This window comes from Bradyrhizobium elkanii WSM2783, from assembly GCF_000472865.1.
Taxonomy (GTDB): Bacteria; Pseudomonadota; Alphaproteobacteria; order Rhizobiales; family Xanthobacteraceae; genus Bradyrhizobium; species Bradyrhizobium elkanii_A.
This window is the reverse complement of the sequence record NZ_AXAP01000007.1, coordinates 122,922-145,815: the sequence shown is the minus strand read 5'-3', so window position 1 is coordinate 145,815 and position 22,894 is coordinate 122,922. Positions and strand designations below refer to the sequence as shown.

General features: G+C 63.1%; 22 protein-coding genes. 16 read left to right on the top strand and 6 right to left on the bottom strand.

The genetic code is table 11. The features are described 5' to 3' along the window. The first annotated feature begins 106 nt into the window (after positions 1-106). The 11 genes from YY7_RS0109405 (at position 107) to YY7_RS0109355 (ending at position 8,437) form a co-directional block, all read left to right on the top strand. On the top strand, positions 107-703 hold the full coding sequence (locus YY7_RS0109405) for a superoxide dismutase (RefSeq protein WP_028163018.1): 597 nt from the start codon (positions 107-109) through the stop codon (positions 701-703). 203 nt (positions 704-906) lie between these two features. Further along, entirely contained in the window at positions 907-1,293 is a 387-nt protein-coding gene (gene crcB, locus YY7_RS0109400) for a fluoride efflux transporter CrcB (RefSeq protein ID WP_028163017.1), read from the top strand. Positions 1,294-1,574: 281 nt separating this feature from the next. Then, the gene (locus YY7_RS0109395; protein ID WP_028163016.1) at positions 1,575-2,177 is read left to right on the top strand and encodes a permease; all 603 of its coding nucleotides are present in this window, start codon (positions 1,575-1,577) and stop codon (positions 2,175-2,177) included. Beyond that, complete coding sequence (locus tag YY7_RS0109390) at positions 2,174-2,674, top strand: hypothetical protein (protein WP_028163015.1); 501 nt, start codon at positions 2,174-2,176, stop codon at positions 2,672-2,674. The genes YY7_RS0109395 and YY7_RS0109390 overlap by 4 nt, the downstream gene beginning before the upstream one ends. 51 nt (positions 2,675-2,725) lie before the next feature. After that, the gene (locus tag YY7_RS0109385; protein WP_028163014.1) at positions 2,726-2,929 is read left to right on the top strand and encodes a hypothetical protein; all 204 of its coding nucleotides are present in this window, start codon (positions 2,726-2,728) and stop codon (positions 2,927-2,929) included. A gap of 3 nt (positions 2,930-2,932) precedes the next feature. Beyond that, complete coding sequence (locus YY7_RS0109380; protein ID WP_028163013.1) at positions 2,933-3,685, top strand: metal ABC transporter ATP-binding protein; 753 nt, start codon at positions 2,933-2,935, stop codon at positions 3,683-3,685. 4 nt (positions 3,686-3,689) lie between these two features. Further along, positions 3,690-4,559, top strand: coding sequence for a metal ABC transporter permease (locus tag YY7_RS0109375; protein ID WP_028163012.1), 870 nt, complete (start codon positions 3,690-3,692; stop codon positions 4,557-4,559). A 5-nt stretch (positions 4,560-4,564) separates the two neighbouring features. Further along, on the top strand, positions 4,565-5,437 hold the full coding sequence (locus YY7_RS0109370; protein ID WP_028163011.1) for a metal ABC transporter solute-binding protein, Zn/Mn family: 873 nt from the start codon (positions 4,565-4,567) through the stop codon (positions 5,435-5,437). Positions 5,438-5,498: 61 nt separating this feature from the next. Then, positions 5,499-6,542 carry a CobW family GTP-binding protein gene (locus tag YY7_RS0109365; protein ID WP_028163010.1) on the top strand — a complete coding sequence of 348 codons (1,044 nt, stop codon included), beginning with the start codon at positions 5,499-5,501 and terminating at the stop codon, positions 6,540-6,542. Then, positions 6,542-7,558, top strand: a complete 1,017-nt coding sequence (locus YY7_RS0109360) for a WD40 repeat domain-containing protein (RefSeq protein ID WP_028163009.1) — start codon at positions 6,542-6,544, stop codon at positions 7,556-7,558. The genes YY7_RS0109365 and YY7_RS0109360 overlap by 1 nt, the downstream gene beginning before the upstream one ends. A 162-nt stretch (positions 7,559-7,720) precedes the next feature. Then, positions 7,721-8,437 (top strand): MgtC/SapB family protein, encoded by a 717-nt coding sequence (locus YY7_RS0109355; RefSeq protein ID WP_028163008.1) that lies wholly within the window; start codon positions 7,721-7,723, stop codon positions 8,435-8,437. 36 nt (positions 8,438-8,473) lie between these two features. Here the strand turns inward: YY7_RS0109355 and YY7_RS0109350 are convergent, their stop codons facing one another. After that, the gene (locus YY7_RS0109350) at positions 8,474-10,006 is read right to left on the bottom strand and encodes an MFS transporter (protein WP_028163007.1); all 1,533 of its coding nucleotides are present in this window, start codon (positions 10,004-10,006) and stop codon (positions 8,474-8,476) included. A gap of 313 nt (positions 10,007-10,319) precedes the next feature. Here YY7_RS0109350 and YY7_RS0109345 point away from each other — a divergent pair, with 313 nt between their 5' ends. Then, positions 10,320-10,928: a phasin gene (locus YY7_RS0109345; RefSeq protein WP_245287230.1), complete on the top strand. Its 609-nt coding sequence runs from the start codon at positions 10,320-10,322 to the stop codon at positions 10,926-10,928. A gap of 132 nt (positions 10,929-11,060) precedes the next feature. After that, complete coding sequence (locus YY7_RS0109340) at positions 11,061-11,258, top strand: hypothetical protein (protein WP_028163005.1); 198 nt, start codon at positions 11,061-11,063, stop codon at positions 11,256-11,258. Between the two features lie 24 nt (positions 11,259-11,282). On the opposite strand, the gene YY7_RS51155 is transcribed toward YY7_RS0109340, so the two are convergent. From YY7_RS51155 to YY7_RS0109320, 4 genes are all read right to left on the bottom strand, one after another. Continuing rightward, positions 11,283-12,125: a Crp/Fnr family transcriptional regulator gene (locus YY7_RS51155; protein ID WP_063623366.1), complete on the bottom strand. Its 843-nt coding sequence runs from the start codon at positions 12,123-12,125 to the stop codon at positions 11,283-11,285. Positions 12,126-12,308: 183 nt separating this feature from the next. Then, positions 12,309-13,841, bottom strand: coding sequence for a hypothetical protein (locus YY7_RS0109330; RefSeq protein ID WP_028163004.1), 1,533 nt, complete (start codon positions 13,839-13,841; stop codon positions 12,309-12,311). A gap of 17 nt (positions 13,842-13,858) precedes the next feature. Beyond that, entirely contained in the window at positions 13,859-16,120 is a 2,262-nt protein-coding gene (locus YY7_RS0109325; protein ID WP_028163003.1) for a TonB-dependent receptor, read from the bottom strand. A gap of 362 nt (positions 16,121-16,482) precedes the next feature. Then, on the bottom strand, positions 16,483-18,084 hold the full coding sequence (locus YY7_RS0109320; RefSeq protein WP_155255103.1) for a hypothetical protein: 1,602 nt from the start codon (positions 18,082-18,084) through the stop codon (positions 16,483-16,485). Positions 18,085-18,291: 207 nt separating this feature from the next. Here YY7_RS0109320 and YY7_RS0109315 point away from each other — a divergent pair, with 207 nt between their 5' ends. The 3 genes from YY7_RS0109315 to YY7_RS0109305 all read left to right on the top strand — a co-directional run bounded on the left by YY7_RS0109315 (position 18,292) and on the right by YY7_RS0109305 (position 21,326). Further along, positions 18,292-19,995, top strand: coding sequence for an ABC transporter ATP-binding protein (locus tag YY7_RS0109315; RefSeq protein WP_028163001.1), 1,704 nt, complete (start codon positions 18,292-18,294; stop codon positions 19,993-19,995). Positions 19,996-20,133: 138 nt separating this feature from the next. Then, positions 20,134-20,460: a hypothetical protein gene (locus YY7_RS61815; RefSeq protein ID WP_028163000.1), complete on the top strand. Its 327-nt coding sequence runs from the start codon at positions 20,134-20,136 to the stop codon at positions 20,458-20,460. 125 nt (positions 20,461-20,585) lie between these two features. Next, positions 20,586-21,326: an acetoacetate decarboxylase gene (locus tag YY7_RS0109305; protein ID WP_028162999.1), complete on the top strand. Its 741-nt coding sequence runs from the start codon at positions 20,586-20,588 to the stop codon at positions 21,324-21,326. A 408-nt stretch (positions 21,327-21,734) separates the two neighbouring features. On the opposite strand, the gene YY7_RS0109300 is transcribed toward YY7_RS0109305, so the two are convergent. Beyond that, a complete protein-coding gene (locus tag YY7_RS0109300) occupies positions 21,735-22,892 on the bottom strand; it encodes an MFS transporter (RefSeq protein WP_028162998.1) in 1,158 nt (385 codons plus the stop codon). Between the last annotated feature and the right edge of the window lie 2 nt (positions 22,893-22,894).

The following is a 22,894-nucleotide window of genomic DNA, read 5'->3' as shown; positions in this document are numbered from 1 at the left end:
TGCACGGCCTGCATGCCTGCGCCGAAAATGCGGTGTTTAAGTGTGATGGAACCTTCTATAAGAGGTTTCCGTTAGTGTCGTCTCCCCTCATGTTGGACATCACACCATGACTTTCACGCTACCCGACCTCCCCTACGCCCACGATGCCCTCGCGCCCTACATGTCGAAGGAAACGCTGGAGTACCATCACGACAAGCATCATCAGGCTTACGTGACCAACGGCAACAACGCGATCAAAGGCACCGAATTCGAGGGCAAGTCCCTCGAGGAGATCGTGAAGGGCTCGTACAACAAGAACGCGGCCGTCTTCAACAATGCCGGCCAGCACTATAACCACATTCACTTCTGGAAGTGGATGAAGCCGAATGGCGGCGGCAGCAAGCTGCCGGGCCGTCTCGAGAAGAAGATCAACGAGGACCTCGGCGGCTTCGAGAAGTTCAAGGCCGATTTCGCCGCCGCCGGCGTCGGCCAGTTCGGCTCCGGCTGGGCCTGGCTGCAGGTCAAGGGCGGCAAGCTCGAAATCTCCAAGACGCCGAACGGCGAGAACCCGCTGGTCCATGGCGCGGTGCCGATCCTGGGCGTCGACGTCTGGGAGCACTCCTACTACATCGACTACCGCAACCGCCGTCCGGACTATCTGAAGGCGTTCGTCGACAACCTCGTCAACTGGGACTACGTCGACGAGCTGTTCGGCAAGGCGTGACGGTTTAGGCCGTCGTTCCGGATGCGACTTTCCCGACCCTCCCCCGAAAGGGGAGGGTCGGTTCGCATGTAGCGAAGCGCAATGCGAACCGGGGAGAGGTCATCTCTCCACGCGGGCACCGTCTCAAGGGAGAGGCTGTGAATGCGCACATCGTTCAAGGAGAGGTGATCGTCCCTCTCGACGGCACACCAGCGGGGGCAGTGGTGGGAACGGCAGCAAGCTATTTTCTGGTCTTCTTCGGCGGCGGCCTCGGCGCAATGCTGCGCCATTTCATCAATCTCGCCTGCGCGCGCAGCCTCGGCACCGATTTTCCCTACGGCACCTTCATCATCAACATCACCGGTTCGACCGTGATGGGTCTGATCGCGGGTTATCTCGCCTTCAAGGGCGAGGCATCGCAGGCCTGGCGGCTGTTCCTGATGACCGGCATCCTCGGCGGCTACACCACCTTCTCCGCCTTCTCGCTCGACGCCGCGCTGCTCTACGAACGCGGCGAACTCGGGCTCGCGGCATTCTACGTGCTCGGCTCGGTCGTGCTCTCGATCGCCGGCCTGTTCGCCGGCCTCGCCATCGTCCGCCACCTCACATGATCTCTCCGTCATTCCGGGGCGCGCGAAGCGCGAACCCGGAATCCACGGGCCACATGCACAGGCTGTGAAATGGATTCCGGGCTCGATGCGGAGCCTGTCATCGGGCCGCGCTTTGCGCGGACCCGTTGGCATCGCCCCGGAATGACAAATGGAGAGGGCGCCGCAACCGCGCATGGCCATAGCCTGCGCGCGCATGGATACGTGGCCAGCTTCCGTTTGCGTCGCCTTTGTGACGGGATTAAGCAGGATGGACATTCTCACCCCGCCCTGGCCCCATTGCCTTGTCAGATGCACAGCTAAAGGATCCGCCGCCGGCCGATGACGCCGCGGAGGCCGAGTCGCCTCCCGGCCGTGTGCGCAAGCCGATCGGCTGGTCGATGATCTCAATCCTTGTGCTGGTCCTCATCTGCGCCGGCCTGGTCTATCGGCGCGACGGCGCTGACGGCGTGATCGAGATCCTCACCCACGACCTCTCGCTGTTCGGCGGGATCCTGCCGCGCGCGCTCGCGGGCTGCCTGCTCGGCGCGTTCATCGCGGAAATTCTGCCGCACGAAAAGGTCTCGCGCTCGGTCGGACCAAAGTCCGGACTGAAGGGCCTTCTGATCGGCACCGCCTTCGGCGCGATCCTGCCGGGCGGTCCCTTCACCGCCTATCCGGTGGCGGCCGCGCTGCTCACCGTCGGCGCCGATTTCGGCGCGACGATCGCGATGGTGGTGAGCTGGACCCTGATCGGTTACGGCCGCGCGGTGGCCTGGGAACTGCCGATCATGGGCACCGAGTTCACGCTGTGGCGGATCGTGATCTCGCTGCCGCTGCCGGTGCTCGCCGGCGCGCTCGGCCGCTTCGTCTATGCCCGCGTCTATCCGAACGGCGCACCGGAATGAGCGCCGCGCTCCTGATCGACATCCTGCTGTGGGGCTCGGTCGCCGGCGTCGGCTTCATCGCCTGGCGTCGCGGACGCACGGTGCTGGTGTCTTCCTTGCGCGAAGGCTCGCTCGAATTCGCCAATATCATGCCGCGGATCGCGATCGGCGTGGTCGGGTCCGGCTATATCGCCGCCGTGATCCCGCAGGAGGTCATCACCGGCTGGCTCGGGCCCGACAGCGGCTGGCTCGGCGTCGCGACTGCCGTGATCGCGGGCGCAGCGACGCCGGGCGGCCCGGTGGTCGGTTTTTCCATCGGCGCGGTGGCGCTGAAGGCCGGCGGCGGGCCACCCCAGGTGATCGCCTATGTCGTCGCCTGGGCGCTGTTCGCCTTCCAAAGGGTGATCCTGTGGGAGATACCGTTCATGCCGGCCCGCTTCGTCTGGTTCCGCGCCGCGGTCTCGGTGCCGTTTCCCTTCCTGGCCGCCGCCATCGCGATGGCGATCGGCAAACCGTGAACCATCGATCAGGTGGACTCGCGTAATGTTATAATGTAACGTTCCCGCGAAATGGCTCACGCGCATCCCCATACCCACGACCACGTCCATGGACACGGCCACGACCATGTCGTCCACAGCCATGGTCCGGCAACGCCGCATCCGGCGCAGGCGGCGACCTGGTCGATCCTGCGCATGACGGTCGCCGCGCGCCTTGCCGCGGCGCTCGCGGTCTGTGCCGGCCTGTGGGCCTTCGTGCTGCTGGCGATGAGGTGAGCGATGCCGGCGCAACTGCAATTCCGCAACGTCACGCTCGGCTATGACCGCCACCCGGCGGTGCATCATCTGAACGGCGACGTCGCCTCCGGCGCGCTGCTCGCAATGATCGGCCCGAACGGCGCCGGCAAGTCGACGCTCTTGCGAGGCATCACCGGCATCCTGAAGCCGCTCTCCGGTGCGATCGACCTCGGCGGCCTCGACCACAGGGATATCGCCTATCTGCCGCAGTCGGCCGAGATCGACCGCAGTTTCCCGATCTCGGTGTTTGATTTTGTCGGCACCGGCCTGTGGCGCGGCATCGGCCTGTTCGGCGGCATCGGCAAGGACGCGCGCGAGAAGATCCTCGCCGCAATCGCCGCGGTCGGGCTCAACGGGTTCGAGAACCGTCCGATCGGCACGCTCTCCGGCGGCCAGATGCAGCGCATGCTGTTCGCACGGGTGCTGCTACAGAATGCGCGATTGATCGTGCTGGACGAGCCCTTCAACGCCATCGACGCCAAGACCACCGCCGACCTGCTGGCATTGGTCAAGCGCTGGCACGGCGAGGGACGCACGGTGCTGGCGGCGCTGCACGACCTCGACATGGTGCGCGCCAATTTCCCGGAAACGCTGCTGCTCGCGCGCGGGCCGGTGGCCTGGGGGCCGACCGCCGAAGTGCTGACGCCTGATAATCTCACGGTGGCGATGCGGATGTGCGAAGCCTTCGACGACCGCGCCGCCGCCTGTGCCGTGGACACCTCGCGCGCCGCCTGAAGCCATGCTCACTGACGCGCTGATCGCGCCCTTCACCGAGTTCGAGTTCATGCGCCGCGCGCTTGCCGCCGTGGTCGCGCTGTCGCTCGGCGCGGCGCCGATCGGCGTGTTCCTGATGCTGCGGCGGATGAGCCTGGTCGGCGATGCCATGGCACATGCGATCCTGCCGGGGGCGGCGATCGGCTTCCTGCTTTCCGGGCTCAATCTGTTTGCGATGACGGTTGGCGGCCTGGCCGCGGGATTTACGGTGGCGCTGCTGGCCGGCCTCGTCGCCCGCAACACGGAGCTGAAGGAGGACGCCTCGCTCGCCACCTTCTACCTGGTCTCGCTGGCGCTCGGCGTCACCATTGTTTCGATCAAGGGCACCAATATCGACCTCCTGCATGTGCTGTTCGGCGACATTCTCGCGATGGACAACCAGACGCTGCTGGTCATCACCTTCAACGCCACCATCACGCTGCTCGTGCTCGCGGTGATCTACCGGCCGCTGGTGATCGAATGCGTCGATCCGGTGTTCCTGCGCACGGTCAGCCGCGCCGGCGCGCCGGCGCATCTGGCGTTCCTGGCGCTGGTCGTGGTCAACCTCGTCAACGGCTTTCATGCGCTCGGCACGTTGCTCGGCGTCGGATTGATGATCCTCCCCGCAGGCATCGCCCGGTTCTGGTCGCGCGACATCACCGGCATGATCTGCATCGCGGTCGCAAGCGCGATCCTTTCGGGCTATGCCGGGCTGGTGTTGTCGTTCCAGACGCGGATTCCCTCGGGCCCCGCGATCATTCTGGTCGCGGCCGGGGTCTATCTGGTCTCGCTCCTGTTCGGCAATGTCGGCGGACTGGTCCGCCAGATGTTCCCCGGCCGGCATCTGGAGGCCTAGCGGCGATGCGACGGTGGTTCTGGCTTGCGCTGCTCGCGCTCGTCACGCTTGTAGGTCCGGCGCGCGCGCAAGAGCGCCTCAACGTGGTCGCGAGCTTCTCGATCCTCGCCGACTTGGTCCGCAACGTTGGAGGCGACAAGGTCAATGTCGCGGCGCTGGTTGGCCCAGAGGGCGATGCCCATGTGTACCGGCCGACGCCGGCGGACGCCAGAAAGGTCGCGGAAGCGAAGCTGCTCTTCATCAACGGGCTCGGGATGGAGGGCTGGCTGCCGCGGCTGGTGCAATCCGCCGGCGGCAAAGCGACCATCATCACCGTGACGGACGGCATTGCGCCGCTCAAGCTCGGCTCGGCGTTCGATCCTCATGCCTGGCAGTCCGTTGCCAATGCAAAGATCTATGTCGCCAATATCCGCGACGCGCTTGTGGCCGCTGCGCCTGCGAACGCCGCCGCCTTCCGCACCAATGCGGAAAGCTATCTGGCAGAGCTCGACGCGCTGGACAGAGATGCGCGGCAGGCGGTCGCCACCATCCCGGAGGCGCGCCGCAAGGTGATCTCGACCCACCGCGCCTTCGGCTATTTTGCGGCCGCCTACGGTATCGAGTTCATTGCCCCCGTAGGGGTCTCGACCGAATCCGAGCCCAGCGCCCGCGATATCGCAGGGATCATCATCCAGATCAAAAAGGCGAAAATTCCGGCGATTTTTCTCGAAAATGTCAGCGATCCCCGCCTGATCCAGCGGATCGCTGAGGAGACCGGGGCCAGGATCGGCGGGACCCTCTATTCGGACAGTCTCACTGCCGAAAAGGGCGAGGCCCCCACTTACATTGCCATGGTAAGGCACAATATAAAGGCCTTGACCAGCGCGCTTGGCCACTAGGGCAGGGGCCCTCCCTGCCGGCCCGGGCAGCGCGATCTTTAGTTCCGCCCCCGGAGTCGCCATGCCAGAACCTTCTTCGCAAAAGATCCCTGTGACCGTGCTGACGGGCTATCTCGGCGCCGGCAAGACCACGCTGCTCAACCGCATCCTGTCCGAGAACCACGGCAAGAAATACGCCGTCATCGTCAACGAATTCGGCGAGATCGGCATCGACAACGACCTGATCATCGGGGCCGACGAGGAAGTGTTCGAGATGAACAACGGTTGCATCTGCTGCACCGTTCGCGGCGACCTCGTCCGCATCATGGACGGCCTGATGAAGCGCAAAGGCAAGTTCGACGCCATCATCGTCGAGACCACGGGCCTCGCCGACCCGGCGCCGGTGGCGCAGACCTTTTTTGTCGACGAGGACGTGCAGAAGAACGCCCGGCTCGATGCCGTCGTCACCGTGGCCGATGCCAAATGGCTCAGCGACCGGCTGAAGGATGCGCCCGAGGCCAAGAACCAGATCGCGTTCGCCGACGTCATCGTGCTGAACAAGACCGACCTCGTCTCAAAGCCCGAGCTCGCCGAGGTCGAGGCCCGTATCCGCGGTATCAACCCTTACGCCAAGCTGCATCGGACCGAGCGCTGCAAGGTGGAACTGGCCGACGTGCTGGAGCGGGGCGCCTTCGATCTCGACCGCATCCTCGACATCGAACCGGATTTCCTGGAAGCCGACGATCATGACCATGATCATCATCACCATGGCCACGACCATCATCACCACCATGATCACGGCCATGGCATGAAGCACTACCACGACGAGGAGATGCAATCGCTGTCGCTGCGCACCGACAAGGCGCTCGACCCCACGAAATTCATGCCGTGGCTGCAGAACCTGGTGGCGACCGAGGGCCAGAAGATCCTGCGCTCCAAGGGCATCCTCGCCTTCGCCGGCGACGACGACCGTTACGTGTTCCAGGGCGTCCACATGATGCTGGAAGGCGACCATCAGCGGAAGTGGAAGGAGGACGAGCCGCGCGAGAGCCGGCTGGTCTTCATCGGCCGCGAATTGCCGGAGCAGGCGATCCGCGACGGCTTTGAGCGCTGCATCGTCTCGTGATGAGCGAGTTCGACCCGGGCGAAGTGCCCTCCATCGCTTCGATGACCGATCAGGTACGGCCAGTGCCGCTCGGCATGGCCGTCACATCAGTGCATTTCCTTGGCGACACCGCCCACTTCATCGGCGCCGAGGAGAATGTCGCCGTCGTCGGCGGGGAGGGCGAAGTCTCGCAGACGCCGGTGCATGGCGGCGCGATCCTCTGCTCCGTCTCGGACGGCGAGCGGATCGTCATGGGCGGTGACGATGGCAAGCTGGTCGCGCTCAATGCCAAAGGCGAGGTCTCGACCTTGGCGACCGATCCGAAGCGGCGCTGGATCGATGCCGTGGCGCTGCATTCCGATGGCGCGGTGGCATGGTCGGTGGGCAAGACCGCGTTCGTGCGTCCGGCCAAGGGCGAGGAAAAATCCTTCGATGCGCCGTCCACCGTCGGCGGTCTTGCCTTTGCGCCAAAGGGCCTCCGGCTCGCAATCGCCCATTATGGCGGCGCGACGCTGTGGTTTCCCAACATGGCGGCCAAGCCGGAATTCCTGGAATGGGCGGGCTCGCATCACGCCGTCACCTTCAGCCCTGACAACAAATTCCTGGTCACCGCGATGCATGAGCCGGCGCTGCATGGCTGGCGGCTCGCCGACAACAGGCACATGCGGATGAGCGGCTATCCCGGCCGGGTGCGGTCGATGTCGTGGAGCGCCGGCGGCAAGGGGCTTGCTACCTCAGGGGCCGACACCGTCATCATCTGGCCCTTCAACAGCAAGGATGGCCCGATGGGCAAGCAGCCGGCGATGCTGGCGCCGTTGCAGGCGCGCGTCGCGGTCGTCGCCTGCCATCCGAAGGACGACATCCTGGCGGCCGGCTATAGCGACGGCACCGTGCTGATGGTGCGTATGGAGGACGGGGCCGAGATACTGCTCCGTCGCAACAAGGGCGTGCCAGTCTCCGCACTGGCCTGGAACGCCAAAGGTACGCTATTGGCATTCGCGGACGAAGACGGCGACGGGGGGCTGCTGGCGTTTTAGAGCATGATCCGGAAAAGTGGAAACCGGTTTTCCTCGCGACAAACGCGAAGCGTTTGCGCGGAGATCATGCTCAAACAAGAAAGAGATGAGATCATGATCCGATTCCGTCTAATCGGATCATGATCTCATCGTCTTGTCGTGTCCAAGCCGTATTGAGGGGCTATGCGGTTTCTGACGACCTTCCAACTCGCTGATTTCTTCGACACGCTGATAAGCCTGACCACAGCTTTTGTGCTGGGCACGCTGATCGGCGCCGAGCGGCAATATCGCCAGCGCACCGCGGGCCTGCGCACCAATGTGCTGGTCGCGGTCGGAGCGGCTGCGTTCGTCGATCTTGCGATGCGACTGTCGGGCGCGGACGGCGCCGTGCGGGTGATCGCCTATGTCGTGTCGGGCATTGGCTTTCTCGGCGCCGGGGTCATCATGAAGCAGGGGATGGACGTACGCGGGCTCAACACCGCAGCCACCTTGTGGACATCAGCCGCGGTCGGCTCCTGCGCCGGGGCTGATATGGAGGCGCAGGCCGCGGCGCTCACCTTCTTCATCCTCGCCGGCAACACGCTGCTGCGGCCGCTGGTGAATGCCATCAACCGCATCCCGCTCGACGAGCAGGCGTCGGAGGCGACCTACTATTTCAAGCTCGCGGTCTCCAGCGACGCCTTGCCCGCCATGCGCGACCAGTTGGTCGAGAAGCTCGAGGCAGCCAGCTACCCGGTTGCCGATGTCGAGCTCCAGGAGATCGGTGACGATCTGCTGGAGATCGTGGCGACGCTGGTGAGCACGTCAGTCAATCCCAACGAACTCAATGCCGTCGCGGTGGAACTGCAACGCCAAGCCGGCGTCCGCCACGCCACCTGGGAAGTCAACACGGCCGATTAGGGCGTGGACCAGCGCCCGCTGGTTGCGGAGATCGTCTTAGGTGCCTGCACGCACGGGCCGCGGCTCGATCCACACCCAACCGGCGAGGCCGGCAAGTGCGGCGCAGCTTGCGGGCACCAGCATGATCGTCCTCAGCGCCCGCTCGAATGCGGCTATCGCCCCTGCGTGAGCGTCCGCCTGTCCGGACATCACGGCATTCAGGGCCTCGTTGGCTTGCGCGGGCGTTGCTCCGGCAAGATCATGCAAGAAGGTTGCAAAGAACACCACCCCGAGTGCCGCAACCGCGAGCAGGCCGCCAACGCGAGCGACCGCGTTGTTGATGCCCGAAGCAATCCCGGCATGGGCTTCGCCGGCGGCTGCCATCACAGTCGACGTTAGCGGTGGAACCGTGATTGACATCCCCACGCCCAGCAGGACCATCGACGGAAATACGCTGATCCAGTAAGGCTGCCTGAGATCGACAAAGGCAAGTATCGTAAATCCGCAGGCTGCGACGATGGGCCCGACAGTGAGCAACAGCCGCGGCCCCAAACGGTCAGCAATGGTCCCGGCGAATGACGCCCCGAATCCCATAATCAGGGCAAAAGGCAGCAACGCCGCGCCGGCCTGGGTCGCCGAGTAGCCACCGACGCGGATCAGGCCGAACGGCAGATAATAGAGCGCACCTCCGAGCGCGAAGTAGAGCAACAGCGTCAACGCATTCGTTGCGGAAAAATCGCGAGATCGATAGAGCGACAACGGCATCATCGCCCGCTCATGGAGACGGGCTTCGATCACGACGAACGAAGCCAGGAAAGCGGCTCCCACTCCCAGGGCAACCAGCACTGTCTTGTCGCGAAATCCCGACGCCGGAATGGCGCTGAGGGACCATGTCATCGCAGCAAGGCCAATCGCGACTGAGGCGGCGCCGCTCCAGTCGAGTTGCTTCGCCCGGGGATCGCTGCTTTCGCAGCCGAAGCGAAGCGCAAGTCCGGCCGCGGCAATGGCGAGCGGGACATTGAGGAGAAAGATCGCCCGCCACGATACCTGGTCGACCAGCCAGCCGCCCAACATCGGACCGGCCGCCATCATCAGTGCACCTGCGCCCGCCCATATCCCGATTGCCCGGATCCGTTCATCCTTGCCGAAGGTCGCTCCTAACATCGCCAGACTGGCCGGCGTTAACAGCGCGGCGCCAAGACCTTGAACCGCACGGCTGACGATAAGCACCATGATATTCGGTGAGAGCCCGCAGACGATGGAGGCGGCGGTGAAGACCGCGATGCCGATAACAAAAATCCGGCGTCGGCCGTAGAGATCGGCCGCTGAGCCTCCGATCAGCACGAGCGCACCAAGCAGCAGCAGGTAGCCGTTGACGATCCACTGTGTCGCAGCCGCATCTGCATTCAGCGCGTGTTGGATCGCGGGTAGCGCGATGTTCACGACCGAGCCGTCGAGGAGGGCCATGCTGGACCCAATGACGGCCGCCGCGAGCGTCAGCCACTTGCGTCTCTGTGACAGGGCAGCGTCACAAGCCGGTGTCGCCTCGATGACCCCGGCGTCGCACGGCGGCCGTGTGAATCCAATCATTGGATGCCCGAGTAAGGACATTGGTCCGTGGGTTAGGCTGCACCTGTCAGTCGCTGAGGACAAGCGCGATGGGCTCGGGGCGGGTAGCAGCGATTGCGTACCACCGGGTCACCCGGCGCAAAAAAGGAGGGAGCGGCTGGTTGCTCGGCCGCTCTTTTGCCGTGAACACAATCCCCGTCAGGCGGCGCGCTTCATACGCCGGAGACTTGCGCCGTATGGACCTACGGAGCGAGGCGGTCGCTACCTACGAAAAACGTTTCGAGAGTCAGAAAGCGAACCGAAGTCTCGGCGCTGGTCGAGCATAGTCCGGTAGATGGGCGGCACGGCGCGACAACTCCGTCCGATCCAACCATCTGGGAAATCCTTCCCGGCTCGTTCGCTTCGAGAGAGCCGGGATTGCGTATCGAACTGCCGTTGGTTCCAGTCTCGCTTGAAAGGATTACAACCCGTGAATGATGCTTACTCGAATGAAATGAATGCCAATTCGACTGCCGGTGCTGACGCGAAACGCGGATTCGACTTGCCGCTGTTCGCGATACCGGGGGTGTATCAAAACATCGCCGAGCAAAGCATGCTGCGGGCGAAGGAAAATTGCGAAAAGATGAAGGCCGCTTCTGGCGAGATCGCCGACATCCTCAAGGAAGCCTGCTCAACCAACGCGAAAGGCGCCGCCGACTACGCGGCCAAGTTGATCGAGATCTCGGGCACGAACACCAGCTCCGCTCTCGAATTTCTCACGCATCTGATGGGGACGAAGTCGCTGCCAGAGATCATCCAGCTATCGGCCACGCATGGCCGCAAGAATTTTGAGGTCACCTCCGCTCAGAACAAGGAACTGTGGGAGCTCACTCAGGAAGTGGCGAAGGAGACTGCCGAGCCTATCAGGAAGAGTCTTGCCAGGGTGCTGCGGACAGGTCCCTAGATCGAACTTCTCTTACGCACCACCGAGAATCGGCTGGACGAAAAGCGCCTCCCGCGAGAAGAGGCGGAGTCCAGCCGATGGCCCGCGGAATGCTGCTGATGCAGCAACTCGGGACATTGAGGGAGGACCAAGATGGGTATCGTCATGATCAAATGCCCGCAGACGGGACGCGCGATCCCTACGGGCATGAAAGCCGATCGCGAGAAGTTTCGATGCAGTACGGTGTTCTTCGCGCGCACCTATTGCTCGATCTGCCAGACCAACCATGAATGGTTTGCCAAGGAAGCGTGGGTTTACGAGACGGACGAAAGAGTGAGGAGCGTGTGCTAAGGCTGGCCACTAGCTAACCGTTCTTCAACGGTGCCTTGCACGGTGAGCAGCCGCTCCGTGGGCGTGTGCGCGGTGCTGCGCTCCGTTCTCGGCGGTCGGTAGCGGGGTGTGCGCGCGCGGCCTTTCATGCACTGGCCAGGAGTGACCGCGCGGCGTCATCTCGTTTGTCGAAACGATACGCTCGATCCTGCTGCGCATGATCTGGTAGCAGTCGCATGCCGCTGCTTCGAGCCGCGGCCTGTCGATTTCGATCGAGCTTCGCCGATTGGACCTGATCGCTCCCGACGCGCGGAGCTTGGATACGACATGGGTCACCGTCGTTCGTCGCACGCCCAGCAACTCCGAAAGTGTCTCCTGCGTAAGCGGCAGCATGTCGCTTTCGGTCCGGTCGTGGATGTGCAGCAGCCAATGGGCCAACCGGGCTTCGACTGAGTGCAGCGCATTGCAAGCCGCAACATGCTGGAGCTGCACTATCAGGGCCCTGTTGAGCCTATTGACGGCGGCCTTGAGCGCGTGGCTGTGCTCGAGCGCCGCATGGAAGCGTGCCGGAGAGAGCTGCAAAGCAGTTCCGGCGATGCGAACCACCATCGTCATCGGCGAGCGGGCCGGCCCGAGCGCCGTGAGGATGTTTACCGCGCCCTCTTTGCCGACGATCGCGGTGGTGACCGTTTGTCCGTTCGGCATGTCCATAACGTGCGCGACCAGCCCGCTGGAAGGGAAATAGATCTGTTCAATCAGATCGCCCGATCGCGCCAGGACGGCGTCGCGTTTGAGCGACACGTTCCGGAAATGGGGCGCAAGCAAATCTAGGTCCGCTTGCGGCAGCGCGGCCAGCAGTCGATTTTCAATCCTGGTCTCATGCTCCATCGCGGGAAAGCTCCTTCCCAGAGACGGAGGCGAGGTGCACTTAGTGCCATGCGCACTAACCCACCACGCCGGACCACTAAAAACGGCCGCGCGGGAGAAAGTTCCAATGGGAGCCGCAGCGCCAGGTGGCGGGGTGCGCCACGCCATCTGGAAGGTCAACACAGCCGATGGGGGCCTCGGTCGTCAGCGCTTCTCCGGCGGGACCTTGTAGCCGACGATGCGTGTGTTCCAGACGCAGGGAGTGGCATCATTGGCCCACTGCTGGGTCGCCCACAATGTCCTGCGGTCCACCGGGTCGAGCGCGGTCAGGATGCCGACCGAATTCCCCATCGGGCTCACGTTCCTCTCATTCGGGCAGGTGTAGGGATGCGTGCCCGCGACGATCGTCGTCGGGCCGGTGAACGTGTTGGCCGGATCGTCCTGGCGGCGGGTCCAGAGCAGGACCGACAGGTTTGCGCGCGCGCTTGAGGACGTGCCGACGATGCCCAGGTTCCCCGCATCGTCCACGCCAATCGTGCCAAACTCCAGGTGATTGTCAGGGCTGGCAATCTTTGCCGTCTGGCTGACCACGCAGGCGGCCGGCTGCGAGCAATCCAGGTCCACCCAGATCAGCAAATTGTTGGCATCAGCGCCCTGCGCCCCGCAGGAGTCAGTGCATGGCCCGGACCCGAGGACGCCATACAGGTGCGAGCCGTGCTGGACGACATTCATCAGGCGGTGGCTGGTTGCGGCGCGAAGGGTGACGTCGCTGCCGGCCTGCGGGATCGACATGGTCTGGCCGCAGCACGGCGTGTTGTAGAGCCACTTGTTCTCCTTCGAGCCGATATCGGTCTTGATCACCTGCTGGGCGCCGCCGGCATTGTAGGTGCCGGTGGCGCCATTCCACCTGAAGGTGTTCACGATCCAGTGAAACGAGAAATTGGTCGAGCGCTGGCAGGAGTATTGCGCCGCGTGGTCGCAGCTCTTGTTGGCAAAGAACGCCGGAGCCGATGGTGCCTTCGATCGATCGTGGTCAACCGCAGGGACGATGTCGAGCGGCAGGTTGTGGCCACGGTTGATATGGGTTGGCGCTGTGCCTTGCGCGATCGCCTTGATCTCATCCGGCGGCACTGCAAAGCAGTCGTAGGACACGCCCGGCACCGTGCTCGGATTGTCGTCGCCGACATGGCCTCCGCAGATGTACACACCGTTCTTGTCGTAGCCCAGCTTGATGCCGGGATTGCGGTCGAGGCAAGGGCCGCCCTGCAGGCAGGACAGGTAGGTGCCGCCCCACGAATCCGTCGCGTCGGCGCTGGCGCTCACAAGCGTGCAGTCGTTGGCGCAGGTCACGGTGATGATCCAGCGCTCGATGAACTCGTTGTAGACGATATGCGGCTCGAACGGTCCGCCGCCTTTCGCCGGGTTCGGGTCGAGCCCGGCACTGCGGATCAGTGCGGCCAGCGGCGTGGATTTCAACAGCTTGCCCGTAGTGTCATACACGTTGACGTTCTGCCAGGTGACCTGCACGATCTGCTTGCCGCTCGCGGCAACGTCCATCTCCGCCCGATCACAATGGATCGGCCCCCCGTTCGATTTGCACACCGCCTGACCTGGTCCGCGGTCGCCCTCGAACGAGTTGACGGTCTGCGCGCTCGCGGCTCCCCAATGAGACAGCATTGGCAAGACGATCAGCAGAGCACCAACGGCAAGCTGCTTTCCGGTTCGTCGGTTAGACATGATTGGTTCAGCCATCGCTAGAAGTTGAAAGTTGTCGAGACCAGATAGGTTCTTGGCGCGCCGAGATAGACGTATCTGTTGGTGTTCGCGCCCTGCCAGTAGTTCTTGTCGAACAGGTTCTCGACCTGGAAGCGCACCACCACCGGCTTGTTGTTCCACGGTGCCGTAAAGGTGTAGCGCGCACCGGCGTCGTAGCGTGTCCAGTCCGAGACCAGCAGCGTATTGGCCTGATCGGCGAAGAAGCTGCCGGTATAGATCGCGCGTCCCGTCAGCGTCAGGCCGTGCAGGAACGGCACATCCCACTCACCGCCGAGATTGAGCTGTGTGTCGGGCACGCTGAAAGTCCGGTAGCCGTCAAACTGCCCGCGCTCGGTCTTGTCCTGACGCGCATCGATGAACATCACGCCGCCCAGCAGCCGCGCGCCTGGCGTGACCTCACCGAAGACATTCAGCTCGACGCCGCGGTTGCGGCTCTCGCCGGATTGCGTCAGCGTGTTGGTGACGAAATCGACGAGCTGCAGCGGCCGGTTGATGTCGAAGGCGCTGACGGTCGTCGTTATCCGGCCCCAATCGACCTTGGCGCCGACTTCATACTGCCGGGTCCGGTAGGGTGGCAGCACCTGGCCGGCATTGGCATACTGAGCGCCGACCACGGTGCCGGCCTCGAGCCCTTCGATGTAGTTGGCATAGATGGAGACGTTCTCCAGCGGCTTGATCACCACCGCATAGGCCGGCGTCGTCGCCGAAGTGTCATAGCTGGACGTCTGCAGCCCGGTCGTTGCACTGAACGAGCGGCTCTCGACATATTGCTGGCGCACGCCCGCGGTGAACTGGACGCGACCGTTTGCCACCGACATGGTGTCGGCAATGCCGAAGCTCGACAGATGCGTATCCGAGATTTTCGGCGGTGCTCCAACCGAGATCAGCGGCGTCGGGCTCGGACGCGGGCTATAGAGATTGGACGTGAAGGCCGTGCCCGTCGTGTTGATGATGCCGACGTCACCTTCGGATCCCGTCGCGTTGAAATTGATCGCGTGATGGATTGGCCCGGTATCGACCGAGGCTCGGAAGCCCGCCTGCACCGCCGCCTGGTCGCGGGTCTGGCTGTTCAGTCGTGGCGAACCGTCGAAATTGCCGTTGAGGTTGGTGACCCTGATATCCGAATAAAGATACTTGGTCTCGCCCTTCACCACGCCGGCCTGGGCATAGGCCGTCAGGTTCTCGGTGATGTCGACCTCACCCTGCACGAGGCCGAAATTGCCTTCGCCGTTCCAATAGCCCCAGCTTGGCATGAAGCTCGCGCGTGCATCCGGCGGCACTGGCACGCCGGTCAGCGTCGGACCTAACACCACGAAGCGCGTCATGGCGTCGACGTTGTTCTTCTCGTAACCGACATCCGCGGACAGGCGGACGCGCTCGCCGCGGTAGTCGAGGCCGAGCGCTGCCGTCCCGAGCTCCTGGCTCTGGTTGGCGAGTTCGGTATCGCCGTTGCGATAGCTGCCGTTGAACCGAACGCCGAATTCGCTCGCTTCGCCGAACCGGCGGCCGACGTCGAAATGCGTGCCGAACTGCGAGCGCGACGCATAGGTGTTGGTGAGCTGCGCGATCGGATCATCGCCAGCGCGCTTGGTGACGAGATTGATGCTGCCGCCGACGCCGCCGCCCGGCGGCATGCCGCTCAGCAGCGCGCCCGGCCCCTTCAGCACCTCGACGCGTTCGATCGCGGCCAGCGACGAGAACGAGAAAGCCGAAGCGATGCCGTACAATCCATTGATGCCGTAGGCCGAACTCGGCACGTCGAAGCCGCGGATGGACACGAAATCGAAGCCGTAGGCGCGCGGCGCGTTGGAGCGGACCGACGGATCGTTGGCGAGCACGTCATCGAGCTTTCGCGCCTGCTGATCCTGGATCGTCTGCGCGGTGTAGCTGGTCTGGTTGAACGGCGTGTCCATCACGTTGCGATTGCCGAGCATGCCGACCTGGCTGCCCGAAGCCACCTGCCCGCCCGCGTAGGACGGCGGCAGGCTGCCGATCATGCCGGTCGGCGGTATCGTCCGCGCACGAGGCTCGACAGGGCGCGAGGCTGCACGCGGCGCAGTTGCGGCATTTTGGCGCGGTGCGACACGACGCGCCGCGCGCGGCGTTGGCGCATGCACCTGCACGGCCGGCAGCTCGTGCGACGTCTGCGCAACGGCTGCGTCTCCGCCATCAATCAGCAACGCAAGTCCGCTCGCTGCAGCCAGAAGGGTTTTCTTGTGAAGTGTAGTCCCGCACGTCATCAGATCAGTCGCCCCAAAATCCCCAGCCGACTTCTGTCGGCTACCGGGATCGCGACCTACAGGAGGTCGTGGTGCGGTCACAATGCGGCGGGCTTAGATTCCATCTAGCTTTTCACGCAGATTGAGAAGCGAAAGGCTGCACACAACTCCGCGCACGGCGCGATATGACAACAGCGATTGCGTCTGACCTTCGACTTTCGTTCGTTCTTTGGAAGCTGCCGTCATCCACGAGAATTCAACTAAACAATCGCGCTTCGATACGTGCAGGCGCGCGTCTCGCTTGGCTACGGCTGTGCTTCCATGCCACCAACGAGGCAGGCATGTACGACGTGGATTTGAACGGAAGAAGCGACTTCCCGCGGTCAGCCTAGCACCTTCTTCTGCAGATAGCTGAAGGCAACGAAGACCAGCACGGCGCCAAGGATCCGGAGCAGATAGAGCATGCCCTGAGGCCATCCATTATAGCGCACATCTTGGTGGTTCTTGTCCAAGTGGATGCCCGGGATCACTGAATCCAGAGCTAACAGGAATGGACTCTTCGGTTGGTACGAGCCTGCTGCCAGACGAGTGGAGGCGTGCCAGAAGATTCCCCAGCCAAGCAGCACGAATCCGGCGATCCACAAGAAACCCACTTCCGGATGGAAGCCGTAATCGGCGACAAGCCATGTGAAAGTGAGGCCAACAAAATCCAGCGATACCAAGTCCGCCCAGTGCCAGTCTTGGTTGTTCTTGGCAATCAGGATCTTGTCGGAGTTATGGGTTTCGCCGCGTTGTGCGTACGACTTGGCGATCAGCGTATACGGCTCCAGGTCGGGACGACCGTGAGTGCGGATTCCAGCGTATGCATCCATGGCGCGGATGACCGGCATCGGGTCCGGACCGAAATAGGCATTGGCGAAGATGAACTGGTCGAGCTTGATCTGCTGTGGCGATGCCCCCGTAGAGCTGGTCTGAATGGTGAAGACCCCGTGGTCCACGGACTCGGTGATGCTCAGCTCTGGTCGATCGGTGTCCCTGGAGCGATTCCAGTCAGGCTGAACGATGAATAGGTCGCCAACTTTCACGCGCTTCAAGTCGATCGCGTCGTAGGACCCTTCCAGGATCGATATCCGGTCGTCGATCCGGGCCGTATGAATCGTCAGTGCTCCATCCGGCTTCTCTGCATCCAATGGCGGCGGATTGGGACCCGCATGGCCCGGTCCGACCTTCTTCGCGGTAACCGATACCTTGTTCAGCAGGAAATGCTTGGCGGCCACCAATTGCATCTTGATGCTTGCCAAGTGGGAGTTCTCCAACCTGAGATCGCCATCAATGGTCGTATTCTGGATTGCGAGCCTCTCGACATATGCGTTTCGTATGTCCAGCGATTTCAGCGCCGCGGTGTCGATAACAAGTCGGTCGGTACTGAACCCAAACAACCTGAGCGGTACGTTCCAGGTGTGACGCCTCAATTCAGGGTCGCCGAAAATCATTGCCAGAAATTTGCCGCTCAGCGTTCGCGATTCGTCGGTGGCCAGCTTCTCGGGGTTCTCATTGTTCTCCGTTCGAAGAGCTTCAAGCTTCTGCCGGTACACCGCATCGCGCTTGGGTGAATTCTTCTCCTGTCTGTCCGCGTAGTCGTTCGCTTCCTTCTCGTCGAAATCGACGTTGAGATGCCGGCAGATTTGTTGCCATGCCCATACCTCAGGTTCCGACCAGGTGTCGGAAGCCATCTTCTCGCACTTTTTTGCGTCGACAATGAAGACAGCGGTTGCTGCCAGGTCTTCCGATGGCGTGCCGTTAGGCTGATCGGCGGGTTTGAAGGTTGCCTGGGCAGCGCAGGTGGCAGAGGCCGAGATCAGGCAGATGCTGCAGCAGGCGACAAAAGCAACAAGCGATCCCCGCTTACGCCAACGCTGTATCCATTCCAAACAAGCTGTGCTTTGCATGGCCGTGCCCTCCGGCATCGGATGGATCATCGTCAATTTAGCAGGAAACTCACACGAGCAATGTGAGCAGCTTCACACCGTTCGCGGGTGTTCAGTGCGGACTGGGGTACCCGACCATGCTCCCATTGAGTAGAAGGTTTACGTTTTTTCCCAAAGCCGTCGCCGCTGTCGTTGATCGGTCATGGCCTCTGAGACAGAATTGGCCAACCGCAATTTGCGTGAATCGCTGCAAATCAGAAACTTATGACCAAGCCCGCGAGCAACGCCCCTATCGCCGAAATCTTCCATGCCTACTGGAAATCCGACTGGCGGGCGCTGTCGCTGGTGGCGGCGGTCGTCTTCCTGTCGAGCGCCAGCGGCATCGCTGCGCCGTACCTGTTCTCCCGCCTTGTGGACCGGCTGACCAAAGAGACTGTTGTCTCGGACCTTCTATGGGCGTTCCTGCTCTACGCCGCGCTGGTGGGCGTTGCCTCGGCGCTGCAGCGCGCGGTGCAACACCTATCGGTGCTGACGGCCGAAAACCTTGGCTTCATCGTGAGCACGCGGTTCTTCGAACGCATCTTGAGAAAAAGATCCGACTTCTTCGTCGAGCATAACCCGGCCGAGATCCAGACTGCCGCCGCCCAGGGGCGCGGCGCGCTGACGACGATCATGCACATCGCGCTGATCGTGTTCATCCCGGGCGCGACGCAGATCGCGCTCACGCTCGTCACCCTCGGCGCTCTCTTGAGCATCGAGGTCGTGGCGATCGTCGCCGCTTACGGCGCCGCCATGATCACGGTGACATTCGTCTCGACGCGTCGATCGCAGGCCCTTCTCGACGCCGCCGTCTCGGCTGCGCAGGAAAATGCCCGATTCGTCGGCAACGCGATGAACGCGATGGAGACGTTGCGTCATCTCGGCAGTCATGCGTGGATGAGCCGCCGCTTCACCGAGAAGGCTCGCGCGGTAAAGGATGGCTGGCGGGCTTACACATTCCGTCGCGCCGGCTCGTCGGCCCTGCTGGGCCTGGGTCTCTCGATCCAATTCGCCGTCAATTTCCTGCTGTTGCTGCCCCGCCATCAGGCCGGAGCGACGACGGTCGGCGATATCGTGCTGTTCAACGCCCTGTTGCTCCAGCTCAACCTGCCGTTCGAGATGATCGCCCAGACGATGGACGTTTTCGCGCGTTCCCGAGCGCAACTCATTCCGCTCGCGGACATGTGGCGGGCTCCGGAAGAGAATGAATCGCCGCATGCAGAGACCTTTGTCCCCCGAGAGGGACGCATCACCTTCGACGATATCAGGTACGATTACGGCAATGGTCGTGGGGTCGATGGCATCAGCTTCACGGCAAGCCGCGGCTCCATCACGTTTATCGTAGGCGAGACCGGCTCTGGAAAGTCCACCATCTTCAAGCTCGCGCTGAAATCCATCGAGCCGCATTCAGGTCGCATTCTGGTCGACGACATCGACCTCCTGCGCATCGCACGCGCCGACTGGTACCGCGCCATAGCGGTCGTGCCTCAGGACGTCGCGCTGCTGAACGAAAGCCTTGCGGACAACATCATTCTGGGCCGCCCTCGCGATGAGGCCCGGCTTCGCGACGTCTCGGAAAAGGCGGCTATCCTGTCTTTCATCGATGCGCTCCCGGAGGGCTTCGAGACCAAGGTCGGCGAACGTGGCCTGAAGCTGTCGGGCGGAGAGCGCCAGCGCATCGCGATCGCCCGTGCTTTGTATGGCAATCCAACCGTTCTTTTCCTCGACGAAGCGAGCTCTGCGCTCGATGACGCGACCGAGCGGGACATCATGAACCACGTTCGTACCCTGGTTCGCGATGTGACGGTGCTGGCCATCACACATCGAAGATCCGTCCTTGGCGCTGCGGATAATGTCGTGGATCTCAGCTATCCCGGGCAATCCCGCGCCCCAGCAATTCCCGCATTCGCGCCGCAGCCAGAGGAATAGCAGGCATCGAACGCGTTCTCGCAGCGCCTCGATCCAGGACTACACGCCCCAGGTCGGTACAGTTCCCGTTGCCCCGCGCGCGGAACCAGGTCTCGCTGGAATCGTTGAACCCGCAGACAATGACGCGGGTAGAACGAGATGGCGACCGACAGGCAGCGCAGCTACCGGAAGGATCTTCTGATCGCATCCGCCCTGTTTGTGGGCGGACTGGTGATTTCGACCGCTTCGCTGGTGGAGATTGCAGCGCGTCAATCTGAGGAGGTGGCGCAGGCGACGCCGCCAGTGCAGTCTTCCCCGCCCGAGCCGCAGACGAAGCCAGCCGAGTCAAAGCCAGGCGGCGAGCGGCCGACCACGCCGGCGCCCGAGCCCGCACGTCCCGACCCGGACGCGCAGAAGACCGGTGCACAGCCCGCGCTGCCACCGGCGCCCGCAGAGAAGACCGCTCCGCCGGTCCAGAAAAAGTGATGTCCTCTCATTGCCCGGGATCGGCCTGAACGGATCCTGCCGAATTTACGGTCTCGCCTGCGTCCCTCTGTCGCCGCATAATCGCGATCTGCCAACGACACGCCAACAACCTTTGGGGTCAGCAGATGAAGATCGACGATGTCAGGCGAAGTGCCTATTCGATGCCGCTCACCAGCCCCGCGTTTCCGCCGGGGCCCTATCGCTTCTTCAACCGAGAATATTTCGTCATCACCTACAGGACCGATCCCGAAGCGCTCGCCGCCGTGGTGCCCGAGCCGCTCGAGGTCGCCGAGCCCGTGGTGAAATACGAATTCATCCGGATGCCCGACTCCACCGGCTTTGGCGACTACACCGAGACCGGCCAGGTGATCCCGGTTCGCTTCAAAGGGGAGGAGGGGGCTTACACCCACGCGATGTATCTGGACGACGAAGGGCCGATCGCCGGCGGCCGCGAGCTATGGGGATTCCCGAAGAAACTGGCGAGGCCGAAGATCGAGGTCGAGAGCGACGTGCTGGTCGGCTCCCTGCATTACGGCTCGGTGCTCTGCGCTTCCGCTACTATGGGCTACAAACACCGTCCGGTCGATCATGATACCGTACTGAAGGGCATGAAGGCGCCGAACTTCATCCTGAAGATCATCCCGCATGTCGACGGCAGCCCGCGCATCTGCGAGCTCGTGCGCTTCAATCTCGAAGAGATCACGCTGAAGGAATCCTGGACCGGCCCTGCCGCTCTCGGCCTGTTTCCACACGCGCTCTGCGACGTCGCGCGGCTTCCGGTCCGCGAGGTCGTCTCCGCCCTGCATTTCAAGGCGGACCTGACGCTCGGGCTCGGCACGGTGGCGTTCGATTACATGGCGAAATGACCGGAGGCGGCGCCTGACCCTCGCGGCTTCGTCATGGCCGGGCTTGACCCGGCCATGACGTCTTGGCCAACCGAGGCGAAGCGTGCATGCGCGGCGCGAGGCCGCGCATGACCTCGTTGGCCGCAGCGCCGGCCCGGCATGCGTCACGGATCACCGATCAGGCGGCGCTATCCACGGGCGGCTGCGCTGTCGCTTTAGGCGTGATGAGATCAGGTCGAGTTGGCGCCACGCTGGAAGTGCCTTACCTCTCCCCATCGGGGAGAGGTCGGATCGCATCGTGAGATGCGATCCAGGTGAGGGGGGATGAGCTTCATCGAGGAACCGTAACCCCTCACCCGGCGCTGCGCGCCGACCTCTCCCTATGGGAGAGGTGAACGACTGCGGTCACGCCGATTCGAACAAAAATCATCACGCTTTGACCGCCGAAGATTGGCGCAGCGACAAGAGTGCTATCAGTGCCGAAAGGCTCAGTCCGGCCGACACAATCACTATCGATCGGCCAAGAGTGTCTATGAGCAGTCCGAATCCAAGGGGCGCCAATGCTTGGCAAATGCGGGATGGTGCGCCGATCAATCCAAGTCGATAGGCGTAGTTCTCCGGTCCGAAAATCGCCAATGGGAGCGTTCCTCGTGCAATGGTCAGAATACCATTGCCGGCCCCATGTAGCAGAGCGAAGACGCCGGCAGCACCACCGCCGAAAATACCGATTACGCACGCTCCGATCGGATGAGTGATACAGGCAAGCCGTGTCGAGACGAGCGGATGAAAACGACTAAGAAGGCTCGCTTCCATCACACGGGCTGCGACCTGCGCGGGTCCGATCATCATGCCGGCAAACACCGCCTGCGCTGGCGTCGCGCCGAATGCTTCGACGATCCGCGGCAGATGCGCCGCCATCGCCGATGTCACCGTCCAGGCGGCCGCGAACGCGAATGAGAGCAGAACCATGGTGCGGTCGATCGTAATATGCGGCTTCGCCACGGGTCCTTCTGAACGGACCGGCTTTGCCGTGCTGGGCAGCGCGAGATTGAGGGGTAGACCGATCACGATGTGCGCGATCGCCCAGGCGTAGCAGGTTTCCCGCCAACCGATCGTCTCGAGCCCGAATGAACTCAGCGGCCAGCCGACCGTGCTGGCAAAGCCGGCAATCAGCGTGATGCCGGTGATCGAGGCGCGCGCGTCGCTGCCGTAGATGCGTCCCAGCGCGCCGAACGCCGCGTCGTAGAGCCCAAGGCCCATGCCGATGCCAAGCAGGAGCCAGGCCACCGACATCATCCACACCGAGGCCGATGCGCCGAGCAATGCGAGCCCGCCCGCAAAAACCACATTCGAGATACAGAGGACCTGCCTCCCTCCGACGCGGTCGATCTGGCGGCCGACGCGCGGCCCCAATAATCCGGAGATCACCAGGGAGGCCGAGAAGGCGGCGAAGAACCAGTTGGTCGAAATTCCGAGATCGTGCGCAATGGGGTCTGCCAGGATCGCCGGCAGATAGTAGCTCGATCCCCAGGCCAGCGTCTGGGCGGTCCCCAGCGCGGCAACCACCCGCAAGCGTTGTCCGTTCACGC